Raw genomic sequence first — 23,747 nt, 5'->3', positions numbered from 1 at the left:
CCCCGAAGCGCGCGGTAGCACGTGAACGACCCCGCGCCACCGCCGCCGCCCCCGCACCACCGTGGTCGGCCAGGCACGCCGCCCCCACCCCCGAGGCGCCGCCCGGCTGTCCGAAGACCCGATGACCCGTCACCTCCCGAGCCGCGACACGCCCCGACCGGGCGCCTGCCGCGGCGCCGGGAACTCCCGCCACAAGCAAAGGGATCCGTCCATGTTCGCTCTCTCCTCCTCCCAGGAGATCGTCTGGCTGCACGAGCAGATGCTCCCCGGCAGCCGCGCCTACAACTTCACCGCCGCCCTCGACCTCTGGGGCTCGCTCGACACCGACGCCCTGCGCGCCGGCCTGGCCGCCGTGATCGCCCATCATCCGGGTCTGCGCCTGGAGTTGGTGCCCCAGCCCGGCGGACTCCCCGCCCAGCGGGTGCGGGAAGGGGCGGAGCCGCGCCTGCGCAGCAGCGACCTCAGCACCGAGGACGACCAGGAGGAGGCGTTCCGCCGCCTGCTGTCCGCCGAGGCCGAGGAGCCGCTGGACACCGGGGAAGCGCCGCTGCTGCGCTGGCACCTGGTCAGGCTCGGCGAGCAGCACCACCGCCTGGTCCACGTGGAGCACCACCTGATCCACGACGGCCACTCCTTCGCCGTCCTGCTGCGCGACCTGTTCACGGCGTACCGCGCGCACACCCTCGGCGAGCAGGCCGAGCTCCCGCCCGCCCGCTCCTACGAGGAGCACGTGCGCACCGACACCGACGGCAGCAAGGCGCAGGCCCGGGAGCTCAGCCTGGCGTACTGGCAGCGGGAGTTGCAGGACGCGTCGTTCGACTTGGTCCTGCCCGGCCTGAAGCGTCCGGGTGCGGTGCGCCGCCACCGGGGCGGCCAGCTGCGCCAGTCGATCGGCGCCGACCTCGCCGAGCGGCTGCGCGAGCGCAGCAAGAGCGACGGCCACACCCCGTTCAGCACGCTGCTCACGCTCTTCGCCGAGTTGCTGCGCAGGCACAGCGGCCACCACGAGCTGGTGGTGGGCACGGCGGTGGGCAACCGTCCGGTGGGCTTCGAGGGCACGGTCGGCATGTTCGTCAACACCGTGCCGCTGCGGATCCGCCTCGACGCGGTCGCGCCCGGTACCGACGCGGTGGACGAGGTCACCGACACGCTGCTGCGGGCGCTGCCCCACCAGGACGTTCCCGTCCAGGAGTTGACCCGTTCGCTGGGCCTGCACACCGGTGGTGCGGACAACCCGCTGTTCGACGTGATGTTCAGCGCGCACGACGCCGTGCTGCCCGAGGTGCAGGCACCGGGCCTGGAGATCTCGCTCTACGAGGGGTTCAACACCGGCACCACCCGGTTCGACCTGGACGTGGTGCTGCTGCCCGACGACCGCCGGGTGGTCGGCGAGCGGCACGGCGCCGCCGGGATGACCCTGATCTGGGACTACGACGCCGACCTGTTCGGCGAGCCGGTGGCGCAGCTGCTGGCCGAGCGCCTGCTGGACCTGCTGCGCGCCTACCTGGACGAGCCGCAGGCCCCGCTGTCCGCGCTGGGCGCGCCGGCGACGGCACCGGCCGGCCGACCGACCGACCCGGACCCCGCCCTGCTCGACCCGGCGGCCACGCAGGACCCGAGCGGCCTGGCGGTGATCGCGGGCGCCGAGCGGCTGACCTACGGAGATCTGGACCGCAGGGTCGGTGAGCTGGTCGAGCGGCTGCGGACGGCCGGGGTGACGCCGGGTCAGCCGATCGCCGTGCTGCTGCCCCGGGGAGTGGACAGCGTGGTCTCCCTGCTGGCCTGTCTGCGCCTCGGGGCGGTGTACGCGCCGCTCTCGCCGGAGGACCCGGCGGCCCGCCTCGGCCTGCTGCTGGAGCGGCTGGAGCCCGCGCTGGTGCTGGCCACCCGGCAGAGCGCGCTCGCCATGCCCTCCGACGGGCGCGTCCCCGCCCTGCTGGACGGCCCCGCGTTCCCGAAGGCCGAGCCGGCGGCGGTGCTCGACGGCGCCGCGTACGTCATCCACACCTCCGGGTCGACCGGTGTGCCCAAGCCGGTGCTGGTGAGCCGCACCGCGCTGGCTGGCTACACCGGCGCGCTGGCGCAGCGGTACGGGCTGAGCACGGCGGACCGGGTGCTGCTGTTCGCCCGGCCGTCCTTCGACGTGGCGCTGGAGGAGGTGCTGCCCTCGCTGGCCGCCGGGGCGGCGCTGGTGCTGCCGCAGCGCGAGGTACCGACCGGTCCCGAACTGGTCGCGGTTCTCGCCGCGCGCGGGGTCACCGTGGCCAACCTGCCGACCAGCTACCTCCTGGCCGTGCGGGAGGAGCTGCGCGAGGCGCTGCGGGACGGGCGCTGGTCACCGCGGCTGATCGTGCTGGGCGGCGAGCGGCTGCCCGCCGCCGCGCTGCGCCCGCTGGCGCAGGACACCTCGGCGACGGTGCTGAATGCGTACGGCGTCACCGAGGCCACCGTCACCTCGACCGTGCACGAGGTCGCCGCGGCCGATCTGGCGGAGGGCATCGAGGAGATCCCGCTCGGGGCCGAGCTGGCCGGGACCCGGGTGCACGTGCTGGACCTGGGCCACCACCCGCTGCCCGCCGGCGCTATCGGTGAACTCGCTGTCTCCGGACCGGCATTGGCCGATCGCTACCTCGGACGGGACGAGGTCACCGCGGCCCGGTTCGTCGCGCCCGCCACGCTGGGCGGTGAGCGGGTGTACCTGACCGGCGACCGCGGCTACCGCGACCTGGACGGCCGGCTGTGGTTCCTCGGCCGCCAGGACAACCAGGTGAAGCTGCGCGGCTTCCGGATCGAGCTCGAGGAGATCGAGGCGGCGGCCTCCGCCGAACTCGGCGGCCGCTCCTGTGCGGTGGTGCTGGACCGGGACACGGCCGCCGACCCCCGGCTGGTGGGCTTCCTGGAGGGCGCCGAGCAGCCCGACCAGGCCGCGCTGCACTCCGCGCTGGCCCGCCGGCTGCCCGGAGCGCTGGTCCCCGGCACCTGGGTGGCGCTGGAGCAGATGCCGACGCTACCGGGTGGCAAGCCCGACCGGGCGGCGCTGGTCCGCCGGCTCGCCGAACTCCCGGCGCCCGGGGCCGAGTCGCCCGAGGAGCAGGTGGTCTTCACCGATCCCGCGCAGGCGCTGGTCGCCGAAGCGTGGCGTGAGGTCCTGGGCCACGACCGTTTCGGGCCCGACTCGCACTTCTTCGAGATCGGCGGGCACTCGTTGCTCGCCGCCCAGCTGGCCGCCTGGCTGGAGCCGCGTCTGGGCCACCGCCCGCCGCTGCGCGCCTTGTTCCAGCACCCCGTGCTGGCCGACCAGGCCCGCGCCCTGACGGGCGGCCGCTCGTGAGCGCCGTCCGCGTAACCACCGCCAGCCCCTCCCAGGTCCCGACCGGAGCCGCACTGTGAACTCCACTCCCTCCTCCGTTCTCGAGGACGGCCACCGCGAACTGGTCGAGGCCTTCGAGAGCTTCGTCCGCCGCGAGCTGGTGCCGCTGGCCGCCGAGCTGCCCGAGACCGCCGACCAGCCGCCCGCCGATCTGCGCGCCTACGTCCGCAAGCGCTCGGCCGCGCTCGGCTTCTACGCCGGGGACTACCCCGAGGAGCTCGGCGGCTCCGGGATGCCTTTCACCGCCGTGGTACTGCTGCACCACGCGGCCGGGCGCAGTGGCTGCTCGCTGGCCCCGTACGCGCTGGCCGGTTCCGACGGGCCGTCCCCGCTGCTGCGGCACGGCACGCCGGAGCAGATCGAGCGGTATCTGACGCCGCTGGTGCGCGGTGAGGCGGCGCGCTGCCTGGCGCTGACCGAGCCGCAGGCCGGCTCCGACGCCTTCCGGCTGACCTGCACCGCGCGGCGGGACGGCGACGGCTGGGTCATCAGCGGCCGCAAGACCTTCGTCAGCAACGCCGACCGGGCCGACTTCGCCCTGGTGGTCACCGCGACCGACCTCGGTGAGGGGCCGACCGGCGGCGCGACGGCGTTCGTCCTGCCGATGGACCAGCCGGGGCTGCGGATCGGGCAGCGTTACGAGGGCATGTCGGGCGAGCCGCTGTTCGAGCTGGTGCTGGAGCAGGTCAGGGTGCCGATGGACGCCGTGATCGGCGGCGAGCAGGGCGTCGGCGCCGCGATGGCGCTGGCCATGGACAGCCTCTCGCGTGGACGGCTGGTGGTCGCCGCGATGTCCAACGGCGTCGCCGAGTACGCGCTGCGCCTGGGTGTGGAGTACGCCCGGGAGCGCGAGGCCTTCGGCGAGCGGATCGGCAACTACCAGCACGTCCAGGAGCACCTGGTGCGCAGCCGGGCCGAGGTGGAGGCGTCCAAGCTGCTCACCCTGGCCTGTGCCCGGCTGGTCGACGAGGGCACCGAGGCGCCGGAGAACGCGGCGCTGGCCAAGCTGACCGCCTCCGAGACGGCGGTGCGGGTGGTGGACCGCTCGCTGCAGGTGCACGGGGCCACCGGCTGGGTGCGCGGGCATCCGCTGGAATTCCTGTACCGCTACGTCCGGATGATGACCATCATCGAGGGGACCTCCGAGGTCCAGAAGGTGATCGTCGCCAGGGCCATGGGTCTGGGCTGAGGCCTTGAACCGCCGATCCAGGCCGCCCGTCCCGCCCACAGACTCGGAGACCAGAACCATGACCGACACATCCGCTCCCAGCATCGACCACGGCCGTCCGCACGAGGACGCCGCCGTACTGGAGGGCTACCTCGACTGGGTGCGCCGCACCCCCGAAGCGCCCGCGCTGATCGACGGCGAGCGCAGCTGGAGCTACGCCGAACTCGACGCCCTGGCCGACTCGGTGGCCGACGCGCTGCGCGACCGGGTGCGCCCGGGCGAGCTGGTCGGCGTCTGCCTGGACCACTCGGTGGCGCTGGTCGCCGTCGCGGTGGCGGCGGCCCGGCTGGGCGCCGGCTACCTGCCGCTCGGCCCGCGCCCGGGTGAGCGCCGCCTCCAGGCGGTGGCGGGGAACCTGCGGCTGGGCTGCCTGATCGGCGCAACCGAGCTGCTGCCGCCCTCCCACCGGACCGGTACGGCGGAGCAGTTGGTGCTGCCGCTGCCCGCCGAGGGCGCGGACGCCTCCGCCACCGTGGTCGCGGCCTTCGCCCCGGCGGCCGAGGGCGCCGTGGGCGCGCCGGCCGGGACCTTCTACTCGGTGCTGACCTCCGGTTCGACCGGCACCCCGAAGGCGGTGGCCGTCGGCGAGGAGTCGCTCGGCGCGCTGCTGCACTGGTACCGCGAGCTGACCGGTCTCGGCCCCGGTGACCGGCACAGCCTCATGATCGGGGTCGCCTTCGACCCGCACCTGATGGAGCTGTGGGCGGCGCTGACCTCCGGTGCCGCACTGAGCGTGGCTCCCGAGGAGGTGCGCTGGGACCCGGGCGCGCTCACCGACTGGTGGCACCGGGCCGGGATCACGGTGTGCGTGCTGCCGACCCCGCTGGCCGAGCCGGTGCTCGACCTGCCGTGGCGCGATGACCTGACGCTCCGTCATCTCATCGTCGGCGGAGACCGGTTGCGCCGCTACCCTGGACCCGGGGTCACCGCGCACCTGCACAACGCCTACGGCCCGGCCGAGGCCACGGTGGCGACCACCGTGCACACCATGGCGCCCGGTGCGGCCCCGGACGGCGCGGACACCCCGCCGATCGGCCGCCCGCTGCCCGGGGTCTTCGTCGCCGTCACGGACGAGGACGGACACCCGGTACCCCGCGGCACCTCCGGTGAACTGCGCATCGGCGGGCGCTGCCTGGCGCTCGGCTACCTCGACGAGGAGCTCACCTCCCGGCGCTTCGTCGCCGCGCCGCAGGACGCCCCGGGGGTCGACCGGGTCTACCGCACCGGCGACCGCGTGCTGATGCGGCCCGACGGGGTCCTGGAGTTCCAGGGCCGACTGGACGACCAGGTGAAGGTCAGCGGGGTGCGGATCGAGCCCGCCGAGGTCGAGGCGGCCTTCGAGCGCGATCCGCGGGTGCGGCGCGCCGCCGTGGCCGCCCGGGCGGGCGCGGCGGGCGGGGTGCAGCTGGTCGCCTTCGTCCAGCCCGCCGAGCCCGCCCTGCGCGCGGGCGCCGAGCTGCTGCCGCAGGTGCGGGAGTGGCTGCCCGAGCAGGCCGTACCCACACTGGTCCGACTGGTCGACACCTTCCCGCTGGACGTCAACGGCAAGGTGGACCGGGCCGTGCTGCTCGCCGCCGAACCCGACACCGCCGACTCCCCGGAGGCCGAGGCCGCCTCGCCCACCGAGCACACCGTGTTGCGGCTGACCCGCGAGCTGCTCGGCCGGCCCGAGCTCGGTCCGCTCGACAACTTCACCGAAGCGGGCGGCAATTCGCTGATCGCCGCCCGCCTGCTGGTCGCGCTGGAGCAGGAGTGCGGCGTACGGCTGCGCGCTCCGCAGCTGCTGCGCCAGCCCGATCTGCGCCGGCTCGCGGAGCTGGTCGAGGCCCGGCGCCCGAGCGCCGTCGCCGCCTCCTGACCGCACGTCGCACCAGGGTGCCCCGGCCACACCCCCGGGGCACCCGGAAGGGAACCACCTTGACCTCCCCCGTACCCGGCGGCGTCCCCGGCCTGATCGCCCGGCACGCCGAGCTGCACCCGGACGCACTGGCCGTCTCCGACGGCACGACCGTCCTGACGTACCGTCAACTAGTTCTCGCCGCAGGACAACTCTCCGCCGATCTCGGCGCGCACGGGGTGGGCCCCGGCAGCGCGATCGGCCTGCTCGCCGCCCGCTCCACCCGCCTGGTCGTGGCCCAGCTCGCCGTCTGGTGGGCGGGCGCGCACGCCGTGCCGCTCGACCCGGCGTATCCGCGCCCGCGCACCGCCGCGATGCTGGAGGACGCCGGGGTCCGCTTCACGCTCGGCGACAAGGCCCTGCTGGCCGGGGCCGGACTGCCGGACGAGCACACCCTGGCCCTGGAGCTCCCGGACACCGGGCTCCAGGACGAGACCGCCGTCACCCCGCCGCACCCCGCCCTGGACGACCCCGGGGCGATCGCCCTGGTGATGTACACCTCCGGGTCCACCGGCCGCCCCAAGGGCGTGGAGATCCCGCACCGCGCGATCACCGACCTGGTGACGGCAGCGGACGGGATCGCGCTGGGCCCGGACGACCGGGTGCTGTTCCACTCCTCCACCAGCTTCGACGCCTCGACCTTCGAGATCTGGGCACCGCTGGCGCGCGGCGCCGCCGTGATGGTCTCCCCCGCCGAGCGCCCGACCGCCGAGGAACTGGCCCGCGACATCGAGCGGTTCGGCGTCACCACGGCCTTCCTGACCACCGCGCTCTGCCACGAGCTGGCCGTCCGGCAGTCCCGGATCTTCGGTGTACTGCGCACCCTGGTCGCCGGCGGCGAGGCGATGTCCGCGCAGCACGCCGCCGCCGTGCTGCGGGCCTTCCCGTGGCTGCGGCTGGTGAACGGCTACGGGCCGACCGAGGCCACCACCTTCACCACCCTGCACCGGGTCAGCCCGGCCGACTGCGCCGACCGGCTGCCGATCGGACGGCCGTTCGGCGGCGCAACCACCGCCGTGCTTGACGACCAGCTGCGCCCCGTACTCCCGGGCGTTCAGGGCGAGTTGTGGATCGGTGGCGCCCGGCTCGCGCTGGGCTACCGGGGGCAGCCCGAGCTGACCGCCGACCGGTTCCGGGAGATCCCCGGCCATGGCCTGATGTACCGCAGCGGCGATCTGGCCTCGACCCGCCCCGACGGCGTCCTGGACTTCCACGGACGGGCCGACGACCAGGTCAAGGTACGCGGCTTCCGGATCGAGCCGGGCGAGGTCGAGCACGCCCTGCGGCTGCTCCCCGAGGTCGCGCAGGCGGCGGTCGTGGTACGCGGGGCCGGGCAGCCGGACACCGCGCTCACCGCCTGCGTGGTCCCCGCCGAGGGCTGCCTGCCGACCGCGGACGGCCTGCGCGCCCGGCTGGCGGACCGGCTTCCCGAGCACCTGGTCCCCACCGCCTGGACCTTCCTGGACGCCCTGCCGCTCACCGGCGCCGGCAAGATCGACCGCCGTGCCCTGGCCGAGACCGGACCGGCCGCCGCCGAACAGGCCCCGGCCGCCGAGCTGACCCCGCTGCAGCAGGCCGTCGCCGAGGCCTGGTCCCGCTCGCTCGGCCGCCCGGTCGCCCGGCCGGACGCCGACTTCCTCGGCGAGGGTGGGCACTCGCTGATGGCCATGTGGGTGGTCGACGACCTCCGCGAGGACCTGGGCGTGGAGCTGACGCTGGCCGAGTTCTTCGCCCACCCCACCGTGGCCGACCAGGCGGCCCTGGTCGAGCGTGCCCTGCTCGCCGCCCACGCCGCCCCGCGTCCGGAGGGCACCCGATGACCCACACCGACCAGGCCCAGGCCGCCCTTCTGCGGCTGGCCAGGCAGCGGGCGGGCGGCACCCGTCCCGAGCCCATCCCCCGCAGCGGCGGAAGCGGCCCGGCGCCGCTCTCGCACGCCCAGCGGCGGATGTGGCTGATGGACCGCCTCGGCCAGGGCGGCGCGCTCTACAACGTCCCGTTGGCCACCCGGTTGCACGGCCCGCTCGACCTCGGGGCGCTCGCCGACGCGCTCACCGCCCTGACTGCCCGTCACCAGATCCTGCGCACCCGCTACGGACGCAGCGGCGACGAGCCCTACCAGGAGCCGCTGCCCACCGCGCCGGTGCCCGTCCCCGTGGTACCGGCCGCGCCGGAGGAGGCCCCCGCCCTGCTGAGCGCCGAGGCGGGCCGCCCCTTCGACCTGGCCACCGGTCCGGTGCTGCGCGCCCTGGCCCTGCGGCACGCCCCGGACGACCACACCCTGCTCCTCACCCTGCACCACATCGCCGTGGACGGCGGCTCGCTGCCCGCCCTCACCGCCGAACTCGCCGCACTGTACTCGGCGGCACTCGACCGGAAACCCGCCGAGCTGCCCGAACCCCCGCTCCAGTACGCCGACTTCGCCCGCTGGGAGCACTCCCGCGCGGACCCGCTCGCCGCCGAGGTGGACGCCTGGGCCGACCGCCTGGCCGAGGCGCGCCCGGTGCCGCTACCCCGCCGCGCCCACGGCGGGCCGCGGACGCGGACCGCGGGACTGCACACCGAGCCGCTGCCCGCCGAGACCCTGGCCGGGCTGCGCCGGCTCGGCCGCGAGCAGGGCGCCACCCTGTTCGCCGTAGTGCTGGCGGCAGCCTTCGCCACCCTGCACCGCGCCACCGGCCAGAGCGACCTCACCCTGGGCTGCGTCAGCGGCCACCGCTCCCGGCCCGAGCTGCGCCGGCTGATCGGCCTGTGTGTCAACACCCTGCCGGTGCGGACCGACCTCGGCGGCGACCCAGCCTTCACCGAGGTGCTCGACCGGGTCCACACCGCACTGCTCACCGCGCAGCAGCACCACCAGGTCCCGTTCGATCTGGTGGTCGAGCGCCTGGGCGCGGCGGCCCGGGGCGCGGACGGCACCGCGCTGCTCTCGGTCACCTGCGACGTGGTCCGGCCGCCGGACCCGCTGCGGCTGCCCGGCCTGGCGGCCGAGGCGCTGGAGGTCGACCTCGGGTTGGCCAAGTTCGACCTCGGGCTGTTCGTCGAGGAGGGCCCGCAGCCGCGCTGCCTGGTGCAGTACGACACCGATGTGCTCGGCGAGCCGGCCGCCCGGCAGCTGCTCACCGCGTTCGGCGCGCTGCTGGCGGCGGTGGCCGAGGACGGCGGCCGGCGGCTCGCGCTGCTGCCCGGGGAACCACTGCTCACCCCGGCCCATCCGGCCGAGACCGCGCTGCTCGCCGAACCCCGCGTCGCCGAGGCCCTGGTGGTGGAGCGCGACGGCCTGCCCCCGCTGGCGTACGCGGTGGTCTCCGGAGCCGGTGCGCCCGGTGGAACCGAGCTGCGGATGCGGCTGCGCTCCCGGCTGGCGGCCGGAGACGTCCCGGCCGCCGTCACCCTGCTGGACGCGCTGCCCCGCCGGGCCGACGGCACGGTCGACCCCGGGCGCCTTCCGGGCGCCAGCGGCACCCCGGCCGGACCGGGCAGGCTGGAGACCGTCCGCACCGCCTTCGGCGAGCTGCTCGGCTCCCGCCCCGACCCCGAGGCCGACTTCTTCGTGCTGGGCGGTCACTCCCTGGTCGCCGTCCAGCTCGCCGAGCGGCTGCGCGGGCGCACCGGACTGCCGCTCACCGGTCTGGACGTCCTGGAGCAGCGCACCCCGCGTGCCGTGGCGGCCCTGCTCGACGTTCGGGAGGCCGACCGGCGCGCGGCCGCGTCCCGGCAGCCGGGCCGCCCGGCACGCGGCGTGGTCCGCGAGGGCACGGTGCTGCTCACCGGTGGGACGGGCGGTGTCGGCGCCGCCCTGCTGCAGGAGCTGATGGCGCAGGGCCGCCCGGTGCGCGCGCTGGCCAGGCCGGAGTCGGCCCACCTGGTGGCGCTGGACGGGGTCGAGGTGGTGGAGGGCGACCTCGCCGACCTCGACAGCCTGCGAGCCGCGGTGAGGGGGGTCGACGCGGTCATCCACGCGGCCTGCACCTTCACCTCGCCCGAGGTGGACGTCGCGGCCATGCGCGCCATGGTGGACTCCTGGCGGGGCGGCAGCTTCGTCTTCGTCAGCAGCATCGACGCCTACGGCCGTCCGGCCGGTGCCGAGGTCACCGAGGGGGCACCGGCCGAACTGCCCGTGTCTCCTTACGGGCAGGGCAAGTTGGACTGCGAGCGGATCCTGCTGGAGGCCGCCGGTACACAGGGGCGCGGCGCCGCTTCGGTGGTCCGCTCCCCGATCGTCTGGGGTCCGCACCGACGGCTGCGCGACCAGCTGCGCTGGGGTTCGACCGGGGCGCTCTTCCAGGCCGCGCAGGCCGGGCAGCCGTTGCTGCTTCCCGACCCCGCGGTGTACGGCGCCTCCTGGTACGGCGCCTGCTGGGTCCACTCCGCCGCCCTGGCCCGGGCGGTGATCGGCTGTGCCGACGGCACCGGCCGGGCGGACGGGCAGGTGGTCAATGCCGTCTCCGGACATGTCTCCTGGGTCGAACTGGCCGGGGAACTGGCCCGGTTGCTCGGCTCGTCCAGCGCCGTCGAGCTGCGCTCACACACCGACCCCGAGGCCGACGCCGAACTGCTGCGCCCCTGGCGGTACCGCGCCGACGCACTGGCGGGGCTGCTCCGCGCCGAGCCGGGCGAGGACTGGCGGAGCGTGCTGGCCCTGATGGTCCGCTAGCGCTCCGGCCGTCCGGATTCCGATTCCGGGCCGATGCGTGGTCCCGGTCCGTTCCGGGGCCACGCGCCGACTCGAAGGGGCTGCGGGTGCGGGGACGTCCCATGACTCCCCCCCGCAGCCGCGGCCCCGACGCACTATCCGGCCGCCAGCCTGCTCACGACCACCCGGCCGCCGTCACCGTACGGCAGCGCGTCGCTCGCCTGCTCGTAGTCGCCGGCCGCGAACCTGACCCGCGTGCCCCGGTAGGCCGCGGGCACGGGGACGGTCTTCCTGACCGCGTTCCCCGCGCCCACCCGGGCGGTGAAGGTGAGTGTGCCGTTGCCGTTGTCGGCGAGCGTGTAGCTGAAGGCGGTTCCGAGCCCGACCCCGGTGAGCAGTTGGTGGACGGTGGACCGGTCGGCGGCGTCCTTGACGGTGACCCGGACGACGCCGTCGTCGTAGTGCAGCATCACCAGCGGGACGGAGCCGTCCTCGCCCGCCCCGTGGATCTGGCCGACGATCACGTCACGGGTGGAGCCGGGCACCTGGCCGATCCGCACGGTCGCGGCGAGCGTCCGCTTCCTCGTCCCGACGGTCCAACTGTCGCGCCCGACCAGCTCGGTGCGCGGGTGCCGGGACGAGGCGGTGGTCGCACCTACCGACGGCGCCCAGAAGTTGAGGCTGCCGTCCGGCTCCCTGGTCAGGTAGGGGGACGCGGGAGCGGCGGGGCGCAGGATCGCGGCATGGTCGCCCGAGGTCCCGCCGGCGGCGTCGACCGGCAGGATCAGGTCCCAGCCGTCCAGCGGGACCGCCGCGGCTGCTCCCGCCGATCGCTCGCCCGCGCTCACGGCGGCGGCAGCGGACGTGGTGCACACCGTGAGCGCTCCGACGAGGACGAGCGCACCGGTCGTCCGCAGCCTGCGGGACGCGCGGCGAGCGGCCCGGCCGGCGCTCGTGGACGGCTTCGGGTCTGGGAAGTGGTCGGACGGCATCAGGCGTTCCCTTCGGCACGGAGGAGCATCGGAGCCGAGCGCCGGACACCGACACGGAGAGCTGCGGAAACGCCGGCCGAGCCATCGCCACGTACCGCACCCGGCCAACCGCCATGGCGGCTGCCCTGGTTGTCCATGAGAGCCCGCCGTTCCGCCTTGACCTCCCCAGCCGTCCAGCACCCGCCCGCGTCACCCGAGGACGTCGCCTCGGGCCGGCGGTCCCGCATGCCTACCCAGCTCTGCTGTCGCGAACACGTCACTCCGAACGCCGCCATCGCCCACCCCACTCCGATCCGCCCGCCCGCTCCCGGGCCGTCCGCCCGGACCCCGGAGACGATCGCCGAAGCCGGCCCGGGTCACCCGACGTACGTGGGGGCCGGCGACCAGGTCGGTGGCAGCCGGGTCAGCGGGTCGCCCGTCACCCGCAGCGGGTACCGGGACTGCCACCACCGCTCCTCCTCCGCCCCCTCCGGCGCACCCGGCACACCCGGCGCACCCGGCGAGCCGATCGGCGCCGTGGCGGCCCGGAACCGATCGTCCAGGGCGTCGAGCTCGGGCTGACAGAGCCGGCGGACCCGCTCGGTCAGGATCGGCCAGGCGTCATGGAGCCAGTCGCGGTCCACGACGTCCTGCTCGAAGTCCCAGGCCCACACGGCATCCAGGCCCTCCTCGACATCCACGACGAGGTCCGCCCACGCCCCCAACCGAGCGCTCAGCGTCAGAACATGCGGGTAGCGATCGGACAGCTCCCGTACGGCCCGATGCACCGACACGTGATCTTCGGCGTTCAGCGATTCGCTCTCCATGGCCGGTAGCCTCGCAGCCGCCTCCCCTTCGGCGGTCCCCCGCCGGCTTAACTCCGGATGACCGCTCGGTAACGTTTGGTCACTCACCACTGGCAATTTCCTCACGAGACACCGGATCCTCCGCCCGATCGCCGGGAGGGCGGGGCCGCAGGCCGCCGAACGGACCGCCCTGGAAGCAGCCGCAACCGCCCCGGCCCTCATCCGGGCCGACCGTACGCACACCGAGCCCGACGGGACCGCTCCGGCCGTTCGCACACCGGAAGCAGCGCGACCGCTCCGGCGCACCCCTGGCCCATCCGGGCGACTGGGACTCCCGGCGGCGCGTGATCTTGCCATCGTTCGGATACAACCTGCAGGTTCCGGCCACCCGCCGGGAACGTCCTCGGCGCAACCGCCCCGGCGGCCCCGGAGGAGATCTCCCAGCACTCCCGCACCGCACAACCACATCCATCCGAAGGGGATTCGAATGTCCGAGCAGCACACACTGCTGGAAGGAAGCAAGCGGCCCGCCAAGGGCGACGCGACACGCGTACGGGATGCCGACGCCCAGGCGCCGGTCTCGGTGACCCTCTCCCTACGTGGACCGGCGACCGGTGCCGACATGGATCAGCGGCGGGCGGACGCCGAGAAGACGAAGACCGTCCTGGAGCGCTACGGCCTCAAGGTCGACAGGACCAAGCTGGAGCCGGGCAGCATCGAGGTGAGCGGCCCGGTGGCGGCCATGAACGCCGCCTTCCAGGCGAACCTGGGGATCTACCACAGCACCGAGCAGGGGGAGTTCCGCGGCCGCGAGGGTGCGGTGAGGATTCCGGCCGAGCTGGAGGGCATCGTGACCGGTGTCTTCGGGCTCGACCAGCGGCGGGTGGCCCGGCGTGCAGCGGCTCCCGGGTCCGGGGCCATGGGATCCCTCACACCGGCCGACCTCGAGAAGCGCTACACCTTCCCGCAGGGCGACGGGCAGGGCCAGAAGATCGGCATCGCCGAGTTCGGCGGCGGCTACTTCGCCGACGACCTGCACGCCTTCTGCACGCAGCACGGGGTGGAGACGGCGCAGGTCGCCGTGGTGCCCCTGGGCTACACCCCGCCGCTCTCCATCGAGGAACTCCGGCAGCTGCCGCCCCAGGACCAGCTCGACGCCTCCGAGGCCACCCCCGAAGTCATGATGGACGTGCAGATCGTCGCCGGGCTCTGTCCGAGGGCGACGATCTCGCTCTACTTCGCACCGTTCGACCAGAAGGGCTGGATCGACCTGCTCGACCAGACCATCCAGGACAAGCCGGTGACGCTGTCGGTCAGCTGGGGCCTCGCCGAGGACGCCCCCGACTGGTCGCAGGCCGCGCTCACCGAGATCGACAAGCGGCTCCAGGCCGCGGCGACCCTGGGCATCACCGTCTGTGTCGCCTCCGGTGACGACGGAGCCGGTGACCAGGTCGCGGACGGCGCCTTCCACGTCGACTTCCCCGCGGCCAGTCCGTCCGTGCTCAGTGTGGGCGGCACCATGATCAACGGATCCGGCGAGGAGCAGGCCTGGTGGGAGTCGCCCGGTCACCGGACCAGGAAGGGCGGCGGGGCGAGCGGTGGCGGTGTGAGCATCCTCTTCGACCGGCCTGATTGGCAGGACGTGCAGGTGAGGTCCCTGAACAAGCACAGCAGGGACGGGCGGGTGGTACCGGATGTCGCCGCGCTGGCCGGTTCGCCGCTCTACGATCTGACGCTCGTGGGCCGGCCCTCGCCCAACGGCGGCACCAGCGCCTCCACCCCCCTGTGGGCGGCCCTCATCGCCCGCATCAACGCCCTCCTGCCGGACGGCAAGCGCCAGCGCTTCCTGACCCCGCTGCTCTACCAGCACGGCACCAACGGTCAGCGGCTCGGACAGACCGCCTGCCAGGACATCAAGGTCGGCCACGACAACGGCTCTCATCCGCCGGCGGTGGGCTACCCGGTCCTGGCCGGGTACGACGCCGTCACCGGCTGGGGCGTACCCGTCGGCACGGCGCTGCTGGACGCACTGCGCTAGTACGCCGTCGCCGTACCGGTCCCGTCGCCTGACGGCCGGTCCCGGGTCCCGGCCGGGTGATCCTCCGGCGGCCGGGCCCTGGCGGCAGGTCTCCTGACAGCTCGCGGGGTGCGCATCCGTACGAGCGGCGGGAGGCCTGCCGCCGCCGTGCGCGCCCGCCCTTCGCGACTCCGGCCCCAGGTGCCCGCATCCCAGCCGACCGGTACGCAGCACTAACGCCCCAGCACCGCACCGCCGTTGAGGCCGATGACCTGACCGGTGAGGTAGCCCGCCGCAGGGGAGGCCAGGTAGCGGACGGCCGCAGCGACGTCATCAGGGGTGCCGGCCCGGCCGACCAGGGTGTCGGCCACCTTCGCGGCGTGGAACTCGGGGGTCCACCGCTCACCGAAGATCTCGGTGTCGGCGACGTAGCCGGGCGCGAGCACGTTCACCGTGATCCCGTCGGGGCCGAGCTGGCGCGCGAGGCCGAAGGCCCAGCCGTGCAGGGCCGCCTTCGCTGCCGCGTACGAGCCCGCCGAGTGCGGTCCGGCACCGCCGCGCTGGGCCGCCGCCGAACTGATCACGATCAGCCGGCCGTCGGGGCGGCGCAGCCGGTCCAGCAGGGCGGTGGTCAGCAGCACCGCCGTCAGCAGGTTGGTGTCCAGGTCCCGCCGCCAGGCGTCGGCCAGCGCGGCCAGCGAGTCGTCCGCGGGCTCGGTGATCACCGCACCGGCGTTGTTCACCAGGACGTCGACCGGGCCCAGCTCCGCTATCGATTCGGCCGCCGCCGAGACCTGGTGAGAGTCCGTCAGATCGGCCTTCAGCGGCACGACCCTCGCTGCTCCGACCGCCCGGTCGATCTCCTCCCGGGCGCGCTCCAGCACCTCCGCCCGCCGGCCGACGATGACCACCCGGCAGCCGTCCGCCGCGAGTTCCCGGGCGATGGCCTTGCCGATGCCCGTACCGCCACCCGACACCACCGCAAGCCGTTCCAGCACGGTCCCCCCTATGGCCCGTCCACTGCGCGATCTTCGTCAGCAGCCTAACGTCCCGGCCCGCCGGCCGGCCGAAGCGGGTCCGGGCCGCGCGGCCGGCCCACGCGGGGAGCCGTCCGGAGCCGTCAGACCGGTCGGCGGCCCCACGCGGTGATCAGCGGGGCGGTGGTGACGTCCAGCCCGTCCCCCTGCAGGTTGGCCAGATGGGTGTCGATCTCGTGCTCCTCGACGAGGCACTGCTCGATCAGCTGGCCGCGGATCTGGCGGACCGTCGCCGCCTCCAGTTCCCGGCCGACCGGCGAGGTGACCGGGAAGTAGCCCTCCGCCTGCACGTCCACCAGGCCCGCCTCCCGCAGCACCCTGGGCAGGGTGCGGCCGTAGCCGAGGTCCACGCCACGCTGGGCGAGCAGGGTGCGGAAGGCCGCCCGGATCCGGTTGGCCAGTTCTTCGGCCGGACCGCGCTGGTCCGGGCAGGCGAGCGGCTGGAGGGCCGGGTCGGCGTCCTCGATCACCAGCCAGCCGCCAGGACGCAGCGCCCCGACCAGCCGCCGCAGCACCTCCGCCCGGTCGGCGAGGTGCACCAACACCAGACGGGCGTGCACCAGGTCGAACGGCCCGGCGGGCGGCGCGTCCCGGACCACGTCGTGCCTGACCACCTCGACCTGCGCAGGGAGCGGCTCCGACAGCCAGGAGGTGTCGAGGTCGGTGGCCAGCACCCGCCCGGCCGGCCCGACCCGCCGGGCGAGCCCGGCCGGGACACCGGGGCCGCCGGCGCCGACCTCCCAGCAGCACCACCCCTCGGTCAGCCCGATCCGGTCCAGGTGGTCGAAGGTCCAGCCGTCGAAGATCTCGGCCAGCGCCTCGAACCGCCTGCCGGCCTCACGCTGCCGGTTGTCGAGAAGGTATCCGGATTCCGTCGTCCTGCCGTCGATTGCCATACCGTCATCCTGCCGCACGCCGCGCCGGCGCCCCTCGGCGGCCCCGGCGGTCGGCCCCGCCGGTCAGCTCTTCGCGGCCCCGGGGAGGGCATGCCGGCGGGCCGGGCCCACCGTGGCCGGCGGGGCCAGGGCCGCCCCGGCAACATGAGCCCGAACCTGTCCGGGAGGGGCTCGCTCAACTGCTCTCCCGTTCAAGGACCACCAGCGTCCCCGAGCTCCCGGGGCGGACGGCGTGCACCGCACCCGCCGGCACCAGGTACAGCTCTCCGGCACCGACCGACACCACGATCTGCTCCACCTCCAGTTCGAGCCGGCCGTCCAGCACCAGCAGCGCCTCGGCGTCCTCGTGCCGCTCCGGTTCCAGCGGCAGCTCGCTCATCCGCAGCAACTACAACCGAGTGCCGGGCCGGAGCCCGCTGGACTCCCGGCAGCCGATGGGGAGTTCACGCGGCGGCGGCATATGGTTGCATGTGGACCACGGCGGCCCCACCCACGGCTGTGTCAGCCTGGCCCAGCCCGACCTGGTGACACTGCTCAAGGCGCTCGATCCGGCCGCCCGCCCGGCGATCGTCATGGGCCCGCGCGACCACCTGGTCCGCTGAACTCCTCCCGGGACGCGACAGTCCCCTGTCCCGCACGCCGGTCCGGACGGCAAGATGGCGGTCGTGGACGGCCGCTGCCGTTCCGTCAGGCCCCCCGGGAGAGGAGCGCGCACGGTGGCAATCGGGTCCGAGTCGGCGGTCAGGGTCGAGCAGACGGGTCAGGTCTGGACGGTGATCCTGTCCCGGCCCGCCGCACGCAACGCGGTGGACGGCGCCACCGCGGACCTGCTGACCGCCGCCTTCGAGGACTTCGAGGCCGATGACACCGCCTCGGTCGCGGTGCTGTGGGGCGAGGGCGGAACCTTCTGCGCCGGAGCGGACCTCAAGGCCGTCGGCACGGAGCGCGCCAACCGCCTCTCCCCCGACGGCCCCGGGCCGATGGGCCCGACCAGGATGCGCCTGAGCAAGCCGGTGATCGCGGCCATCGCGGGACACGCCGTCGCCGGGGGCCTGGAGCTCGCCCTCTGGTGCGACCTCCGGGTCGCGGCCGAGGACGCGGTCTTCGGGGTGTTCTGCCGCCGCTGGGGCGTACCCCTGATCGACGGCGGCACGGTACGGCTGCCCCGGCTGATCGGCACCGGCCGGGCCATGGACCTGATCCTCACCGGCCGCCCGGTCGACGCCGCCGAGGCCCACCGGATCGGCCTGGCCGACCGGATCGTCCCCATCGGTGAGGAGCGCGCCGCCGCCGAGGCACTGGCCGCCGAGCTCGCCCGCTTCCCCCAGACCTGCCTGCGCCACGACCGCCTGTCCCTGCTCGAACAGGGCGGCCTCACCGAGACCGGGGCCATCGCCAACGAATGGCAGCACGGCCTGGTCTCGCTGGCCGCCGACACCGCCGCCGGAGCAGCCCGCTTCACCGCCGGTGCCGGACGCCACGGCTCCTTCGAACACCATCGCGACTGAGCCCCGGGCCTCCGCCGACACCTCCGTGAACCGGCAACCGCGCACTCCGCCGGCTTCAACCTCTCTGGAACAGTGGCAACATGAACGACCACGTGCTCGTCATCGGCAGCCTCAACATGGACCTCACCGTACGGGTCCCTCGACTTCCGACTCCCGGCGAAACCGTCTCCGGGCAGGACGCCGTCCGCGGCGCCGGCGGGAAGGGGGCCAACCAGGCCGTGGCGGCGGCCCGACTCGGTGGCCGGGTCCGCCTGGTCGGACTCCTCGGTGACGACGAGTTCGGCGCGGCACTCCGGGCCGGCCTGCGCACGGAGGGCGTCGACGACACCGCGGTGGGCACCCTGCCCGGCACCGCCACCGGCCTGGCCCTGATCGTCGTCCAGGAGGACGGGGAGAACTCCATCACGCTCGCCCCCGGCGCCAACCGCCACCTCGACCAAGCAGCCCTCGTCCGGCTGACCGGCGGCGACCCGGCCCGCCTCGTGACCGGGACCGACGTCCTCCTGCTCCAGCTGGAGGTACCGGTGGCCACCGCACTCGCCGCCGCCCGCGCGGCCCGCACGGCCAAAGTCCGCACCGTCCTCAACGCCGCCCCGATGCCGCCGTTCGACGACCAGCTCCGCCAACTCCTCGCCCACACCGATGTCCTGGTCCTCAACCGGACCGAAGCCACCGACCTCCTCACCGCCGCGGGTCTGATCGCCACCGCTCCACCGACCGGGGCCTGGCCCCGACTCGCCGCCGCACTGCGTCAACTCGGCCCCGACCTGGTCGTCATCACCCTCGGTGCCGACGGCGCCGTCGCGGCGACCGCCGACGGCCACCTCTCGCATCCGGGCTACCCGGTCGACGTCGTCGACACCGTCGGCGCCGGCGACGCCTTCTCCGCCGCCCTCACTCTCGCCCTCGCCGCCCATACCCCGCTCACCACCGCCCTGCGGCACGCCTGCGCCGCCGGTTCCCTGGCCACCACCCGCCCTGGCGCCCAGACCTCCCTCCCCACCCGCACCGAGGTGGCCCTCCTCGCCGCATCCACACCGGACTGACCTCACGATCACACGCCACCCACCGGTCCCCGGGCAGATCGAGCCGCGTGCGGGCCGGCCGCTGGTCCGGTAGACGTATCGGTGATCCGCCTGCGAGACCCGGGAGCCCCCGATGCCCGTACCGACAACCATTCCCCTGCGCTGCCTGGTCACCGGTGCCACCGGCTACCTCGGCGGGCGGCTAGTGCCCGAACTGCTGGCCGCCGGGTACACCGTGCGCTGTCTGGTCCGCGACCCCGGCCGGCTGCGCGACCACCCCTGGCGGGCCCAGGTCGAGACCGCCACCGGGGATGTCACCCGTCCCGACACCCTGGCGGGCGCCTTCGAAGGCGTGGACCTCGCCTACTACCTGGTCCACTCGCTCGGCACCGGGCCGGGATTCGAGGCCCGCGACCGCGCGGCGGCCCAGGCGTTCGGTGCGGCAGCCGAGCGGGCCGGGGTACGGAGGATCGTCTATCTCGGCGGCCTCCAGCCCTCGGACGTGCCCGCCGAACGGCTCTCACCGCACCTGCGCTCCCGCGCCGAAGTCGGCCGGATCCTGCGGGAGAGCGGGGTTCCGACCGCCGAACTGCGGGCGGCGGTGATCATCGGTTCGGGCTCGGCCTCCTTCGAGATGCTCCGCTACCTGACCGAGCGGCTCCCGGTGATGGTCACCCCGAGCTGGGTGGACACCCGGATCCAGCCGATCGCGGTCCGGGACGTGCTGCGCCTGCTGACCGGCGCCGCCCGTCTGCCGGGGGACGTCAACCGGACGTTCGACATCGGTGGGCCCGAGATCCTGACCTACCGACAGATGATGGACCGGTACGCCCGGGTGGCCGGGCTGCGCCGCCGGGTGATCGTCCCGGTTCCGGTGCTCACTCCCCGGCTGTCCAGCCACTGGGTGGGCCTGGTGACGCCGGTGCCGGGATCGCTGGCCCGGCCGCTGGTGGAGTCACTGCGGCATGAGGTGGTCTGCACCGAGCACGACCTCGCCCGGTACCTGCCCGACCCACCGGGCGCCCCGATCGGCTTCGACGAGTCCGTCCGGCTCGCGCTCAAGCGGATCAGGGACGCCGAGGTGGCCACCCGCTGGTCCTCCGCGTCCCTGCCCGGCGCTCCCAGCGACCCGCTGCCCACCGACCCCGACTGGGCCGGCGGCAGCCTGTACCAGGACATCCGGGAGCGACCGGTCGCCGCCTCCCCGGCGGCGCTGTGGCGGGTGGTCGAGGGCATCGGCGGCGAGAACGGCTGGTACTCCTTCCCACTCGGCTGGGCCGCGCGCGGCCTGCTGGACCGGCTGGTCGGCGGGGTCGGCCTGCGGCGCGGCCGCCGCGACCCGGACCGGCTCCGGGTGGGCGACTCACTGGACTTCTGGCGGGTGGAGGAGATCGAGCCGGGCCGGCTCCTGCGGCTGCGCGCGGAAATGCGACTGCCCGGCCTGGCCTGGCTGGAGCTGTCCGTCGGCCCGTACGGCGACGGCGGCGCCCGCTACCGCCAACGGGCCCTGTTCCACCCGCACGGCCTGGCCGGCCACGCCTACTGGTGGGCGGTCGCCCCGTTCCACGCGGCCGTCTTCGGAGGCATGGCCCGCAACATCGCCCGCCGCGCCTGCGACTCGGCCCGAGCCCAGTCGCCGTCCGACCGGTCGCACCCTGGGCGATGAGGGCGGCGAGGGGTGCCGCACCCGGCAGAGCACGGCAGCCACGCCCTCCGGGCTCGGCGCGCCGCCACCGCCCCGGCCGCCGGAAACGACGCCTGCGCCACTCTCGCACCGCCCGGAGAACCGACGTCCGCAGGACGCGCGCCGACTGGCAATCCGTGCGCGGAGGGCGCTTTTCGGCCCGCGCTCTCGATATCTGCCGAAAAGCTACTGCCGATTCCGCTTATGAAGCGTTAGTAATGCATATGCAAACGGCAGTTCACGCTCACACAGGGAGTCATCACCCATGACGCGTCTTCGAGCCGGCCTGTTGGCCGTCGGTTTCGCCACCGCCACGTTCGCCCTGACCACATCCCCCGCCCAGGCCGCCCCCGGCGATGTCACCAACGTCTGCGCGAGCACGCTCACCCCGAGCGGATTCGTCGACGTCCAGTGGTGGACCAGCGCCGGCTGCGGCTCGACCACCTCACCGAACATGAAGCAGATCAAGCAGCTCACCGGCCTCCCGGTCGGCACCGTGGTGAACGCCTGCGCCTCGACCTACCCGCCGGCCGGCTGGGTCCAGGTGAGCACCTTCTTCAGCAGCGGCTGCGGCTACTCGCCCGTGCCCAGCTTCAACAACAACGCCTGGCAGCTCAAGCGCGTCTCCTGACCCCGGGCTGCCCGGTCCCACCGGACCGGGCAGCCGCCGTCCCAGCCAAGTCCGAATCGCTCGAATCCGGTCGGGTTCGGCGATCCAACCGGTCGACACCGGTCGCACCGCCTCCGCCGACGCGCCGCTCGCGGGCCGTCCCGGTCCCCGCCGATCGGGTGACCTCGCCGCCGGGGCTCGGACGCACGTGCGGTGCCGTGGTTCACGATCCCTAGAGGTCGGGCCACCCCGGAGGTCGGGATGCGGATTCTGCTCGTCGCGAGCGCGTTCAACAGTCTCAGCCAGCGTGTCTTCGCCGAACTGCGCGAGCGCGGGCACACCATGGCGGTCCATCTGGGGCCCGACCCGGAGGAGCTGCGCGCGGCCGTCCGCGCGCATGCCCCGGACCTGCTGCTGGCCCCGATGCTGAAGTCCGTCATCCCTCCCGACGTCTGGTCCGCCCACACCTGCTTGGTGGTCCACCCGGGTCCGCCCGGCGACCGGGGGCCTTCCGCGCTGGACTGGGCGATCCACGAGGGCGCGGAGCACTGGGGCGTGACGGTGCTCCAAGCGGACGAGGTGATGGACGGCGGCCCGGTCTGGGCGAGCGCCCGCTGCCCGGTGCCGCCGGTGGGCAAGAGCGATCTGTACCGCAACGAGGTGGCCGACGCCGCGCTGGAGGCGGTACTGCTCGCCGTGGAGCGCTTCGCCTCCCGCACGTACGTCCCGCAACCGCAGTACGGCCGGGGCTGGCGGGTACCCGACCACACCCGCCCGTACTTCGACCAGTCCCTGCGCCGCGTCGACTGGGCGGCGGACCCGACCGCCACCGTGGTCCGCAAGCTGCGGGCGGCCCACTCGCAGCCCGGTGTGCTGGACGAACTGCTCGGCGGCGAATGGTATCTGCACGGCGGTCACCCGGAGGACGGGCTGCGCGGGGTGCCGGGTGAGCTGCTGGCCACCCGGGCCGGGGCGGTCTGCCGGGCCACGGTGGACGGCGCGGTGTGGATCCCCGAACTCCGGCCGCGCCGGCGCCCCGGCGGCCCGGCGACCTTCAAGCTCCCGGCCGTCCTGGCACTGGGCGGCCTCCTCCCCCGGCTGCCGGAGGTTCCGGCCCCGCCCACCCTGCCGCCCGGCCGCCGGACCTGGACCGACCTCGACTACCGAGAGCAGGGCCCGGTCGGCTTCCTGCGCTTCTCCTTCCCCGGCGGGGCGATGAGCACCTCGCACTGCCGCCGCCTGCTGGACGCGTACCGCTCTGCCTGCGACCGTCCGACCTCGGTACTGGTCCTGGGCGGCGGGCGGGACTTCTTCTCCAACGGCATCCATCTGAACGTGATCGAGGCCGCCGCCGACCCCGCCGAGGAGTCCTGGCGGAACATCAACGCCATCGACGACCTGGTGGCGGCCGTGCTGACCACCACCGACCGCCTGGTGGTGGCCGCGCTCGGCGGCAACGCGGCGGCGGGCGGCGTGATGCTGGCCCTGGCGGCGGACGATGTCTGGTGCCGCGCCGGCGTGCTGCTCAACCCGCACTACCGCCTGATGGGTCTGTACGGCTCGGAGTACTGGACGTACACCCTGCCGCGCCGGGTCGGCGAGGCCGCCGCCCGTCGGCTCACCGAGCAGGCGCTGCCGGTGACCGCCGAGGCGGCTCTGCGGCTGGGCCTGGTGGACCGGGTGGTCCCGAGCACGCCGGGGGACTTCGGTGCCGCCGTCGGCGGCCTCGCCGTCTCGCTGGCCACTTCGGGGCGTCTGCAGGAGCGGATCGCCGCCAAGAAGGCCGCCCGGGAGCGCGACGAGGCGCGGCGGCCGCTGGCGGCCTACCGGGCGGCGGAGCTGGAGCGGATGCGCCGGAACTTCTTCGGGCCCGGCGAGCCGTACCACGCGCTGCGCTCGGCCTTCGTCCGCAAGCAGCCCGTCTCGGGTGCACCGCCCCAGCTGCGCTGACTCACCCGTCCGGACGCGACGGGGCGCGCGGGCGGCCGTCACCGGTTCGGCCCGCCCAGCGCTCGTACCGGCGGATCAGCTGCTAGTAAGTCAATGGGTCCGTTATGCCGGG

17 protein-coding genes are annotated in these 23,747 nt (G+C 74.6%); 12 read left to right on the top strand and 5 right to left on the bottom strand.

From position 1 onward, the window contains the following. Positions 1 to 211: 211 nt before the first annotated feature. The 5 genes from ABD369_RS19385 to ABD369_RS19365 are packed head-to-tail and all read left to right on the top strand — an operon-like array spanning position 212 to position 11,152. Positions 212 to 3,331: a non-ribosomal peptide synthetase gene (locus tag ABD369_RS19385; RefSeq protein WP_344637698.1), complete on the top strand. Its 3,120-nt coding sequence runs from the start codon at positions 212 to 214 to the stop codon at positions 3,329 to 3,331. Positions 3,332 to 3,386: 55 nt separating this feature from the next. Continuing rightward, positions 3,387 to 4,559 carry an acyl-CoA dehydrogenase family protein gene (locus tag ABD369_RS19380; protein WP_344637697.1) on the top strand — a complete coding sequence of 391 codons (1,173 nt, stop codon included), beginning with the start codon at positions 3,387 to 3,389 and terminating at the stop codon, positions 4,557 to 4,559. A 58-nt stretch (positions 4,560 to 4,617) separates the two neighbouring features. Continuing rightward, the gene (locus tag ABD369_RS19375) at positions 4,618 to 6,456 is read left to right on the top strand and encodes a non-ribosomal peptide synthetase (protein WP_344637696.1); all 1,839 of its coding nucleotides are present in this window, start codon (positions 4,618 to 4,620) and stop codon (positions 6,454 to 6,456) included. A gap of 59 nt (positions 6,457 to 6,515) precedes the next feature. Beyond that, positions 6,516 to 8,315: an amino acid adenylation domain-containing protein gene (locus ABD369_RS19370; protein WP_344637695.1), complete on the top strand. Its 1,800-nt coding sequence runs from the start codon at positions 6,516 to 6,518 to the stop codon at positions 8,313 to 8,315. After that, positions 8,312 to 11,152 carry a condensation domain-containing protein gene (locus tag ABD369_RS19365; RefSeq protein ID WP_344637694.1) on the top strand — a complete coding sequence of 947 codons (2,841 nt, stop codon included), beginning with the start codon at positions 8,312 to 8,314 and terminating at the stop codon, positions 11,150 to 11,152. Before ABD369_RS19370 ends, ABD369_RS19365 begins: the two co-directional genes overlap by 4 nt. Before the next feature lie 134 nt (positions 11,153 to 11,286). On the opposite strand, the gene ABD369_RS19360 is transcribed toward ABD369_RS19365, so the two are convergent. Further along, positions 11,287 to 12,123, bottom strand: a complete 837-nt coding sequence (locus ABD369_RS19360) for a polysaccharide lyase family 7 protein (RefSeq protein ID WP_344637693.1) — start codon at positions 12,121 to 12,123, stop codon at positions 11,287 to 11,289. A gap of 356 nt (positions 12,124 to 12,479) precedes the next feature. Further along, positions 12,480 to 12,929: a hypothetical protein gene (locus ABD369_RS19355; RefSeq protein WP_344637692.1), complete on the bottom strand. Its 450-nt coding sequence runs from the start codon at positions 12,927 to 12,929 to the stop codon at positions 12,480 to 12,482. A gap of 466 nt (positions 12,930 to 13,395) precedes the next feature. Between ABD369_RS19355 and ABD369_RS19350 the strand changes: the two genes are divergently transcribed. Continuing rightward, a complete protein-coding gene (locus ABD369_RS19350) occupies positions 13,396 to 14,946 on the top strand; it encodes a S53 family peptidase (RefSeq protein ID WP_344637691.1) in 1,551 nt (516 codons plus the stop codon). Between the two features lie 212 nt (positions 14,947 to 15,158). Here the strand turns inward: ABD369_RS19350 and ABD369_RS19345 are convergent, their stop codons facing one another. From ABD369_RS19345 to ABD369_RS19335, 3 genes are all read right to left on the bottom strand, one after another. After that, positions 15,159 to 15,923 (bottom strand): SDR family NAD(P)-dependent oxidoreductase, encoded by a 765-nt coding sequence (locus ABD369_RS19345; protein ID WP_344637690.1) that lies wholly within the window; start codon positions 15,921 to 15,923, stop codon positions 15,159 to 15,161. A 122-nt stretch (positions 15,924 to 16,045) separates the two neighbouring features. Then, a complete protein-coding gene (locus tag ABD369_RS19340) occupies positions 16,046 to 16,858 on the bottom strand; it encodes a class I SAM-dependent methyltransferase (protein WP_344637689.1) in 813 nt (270 codons plus the stop codon). A 175-nt stretch (positions 16,859 to 17,033) separates the two neighbouring features. After that, positions 17,034 to 17,237, bottom strand: a complete 204-nt coding sequence (locus ABD369_RS19335; protein ID WP_344637688.1) for a cupin domain-containing protein — start codon at positions 17,235 to 17,237, stop codon at positions 17,034 to 17,036. Positions 17,238 to 17,328: 91 nt separating this feature from the next. On the opposite strand from ABD369_RS19335, the gene ABD369_RS41180 reads away from it, so the two are divergent. From ABD369_RS41180 to ABD369_RS19305, 6 genes are all read left to right on the top strand, one after another. Beyond that, on the top strand, positions 17,329 to 17,460 hold the full coding sequence (locus ABD369_RS41180; protein ID WP_425557669.1) for a hypothetical protein: 132 nt from the start codon (positions 17,329 to 17,331) through the stop codon (positions 17,458 to 17,460). 120 nt (positions 17,461 to 17,580) lie between these two features. Continuing rightward, positions 17,581 to 18,366: a crotonase/enoyl-CoA hydratase family protein gene (locus ABD369_RS19325; RefSeq protein ID WP_344637726.1), complete on the top strand. Its 786-nt coding sequence runs from the start codon at positions 17,581 to 17,583 to the stop codon at positions 18,364 to 18,366. 80 nt (positions 18,367 to 18,446) lie between these two features. After that, positions 18,447 to 19,412, top strand: a complete 966-nt coding sequence (locus ABD369_RS19320) for a ribokinase (RefSeq protein WP_344637687.1) — start codon at positions 18,447 to 18,449, stop codon at positions 19,410 to 19,412. Positions 19,413 to 19,524: 112 nt separating this feature from the next. Further along, complete coding sequence (locus ABD369_RS19315; RefSeq protein WP_344637686.1) at positions 19,525 to 21,057, top strand: SDR family oxidoreductase; 1,533 nt, start codon at positions 19,525 to 19,527, stop codon at positions 21,055 to 21,057. A gap of 283 nt (positions 21,058 to 21,340) precedes the next feature. Then, positions 21,341 to 21,706 carry a hypothetical protein gene (locus ABD369_RS19310; RefSeq protein ID WP_344637685.1) on the top strand — a complete coding sequence of 122 codons (366 nt, stop codon included), beginning with the start codon at positions 21,341 to 21,343 and terminating at the stop codon, positions 21,704 to 21,706. A 240-nt stretch (positions 21,707 to 21,946) separates the two neighbouring features. Further along, positions 21,947 to 23,635 (top strand): hydrogenase maturation protein, encoded by a 1,689-nt coding sequence (locus ABD369_RS19305; protein WP_344637684.1) that lies wholly within the window; start codon positions 21,947 to 21,949, stop codon positions 23,633 to 23,635. Positions 23,636 to 23,747 lie beyond the last annotated feature (112 nt).

Origin of the sequence: Kitasatospora cystarginea (assembly GCF_039533515.1) — a bacterium.
Lineage (GTDB): Bacteria > Actinomycetota > Actinomycetes > Streptomycetales > Streptomycetaceae > Kitasatospora > Kitasatospora cystarginea.
Note: the sequence above shows the minus strand (reverse complement) of the source record. Positions and strands in the feature narration are given on the sequence as shown.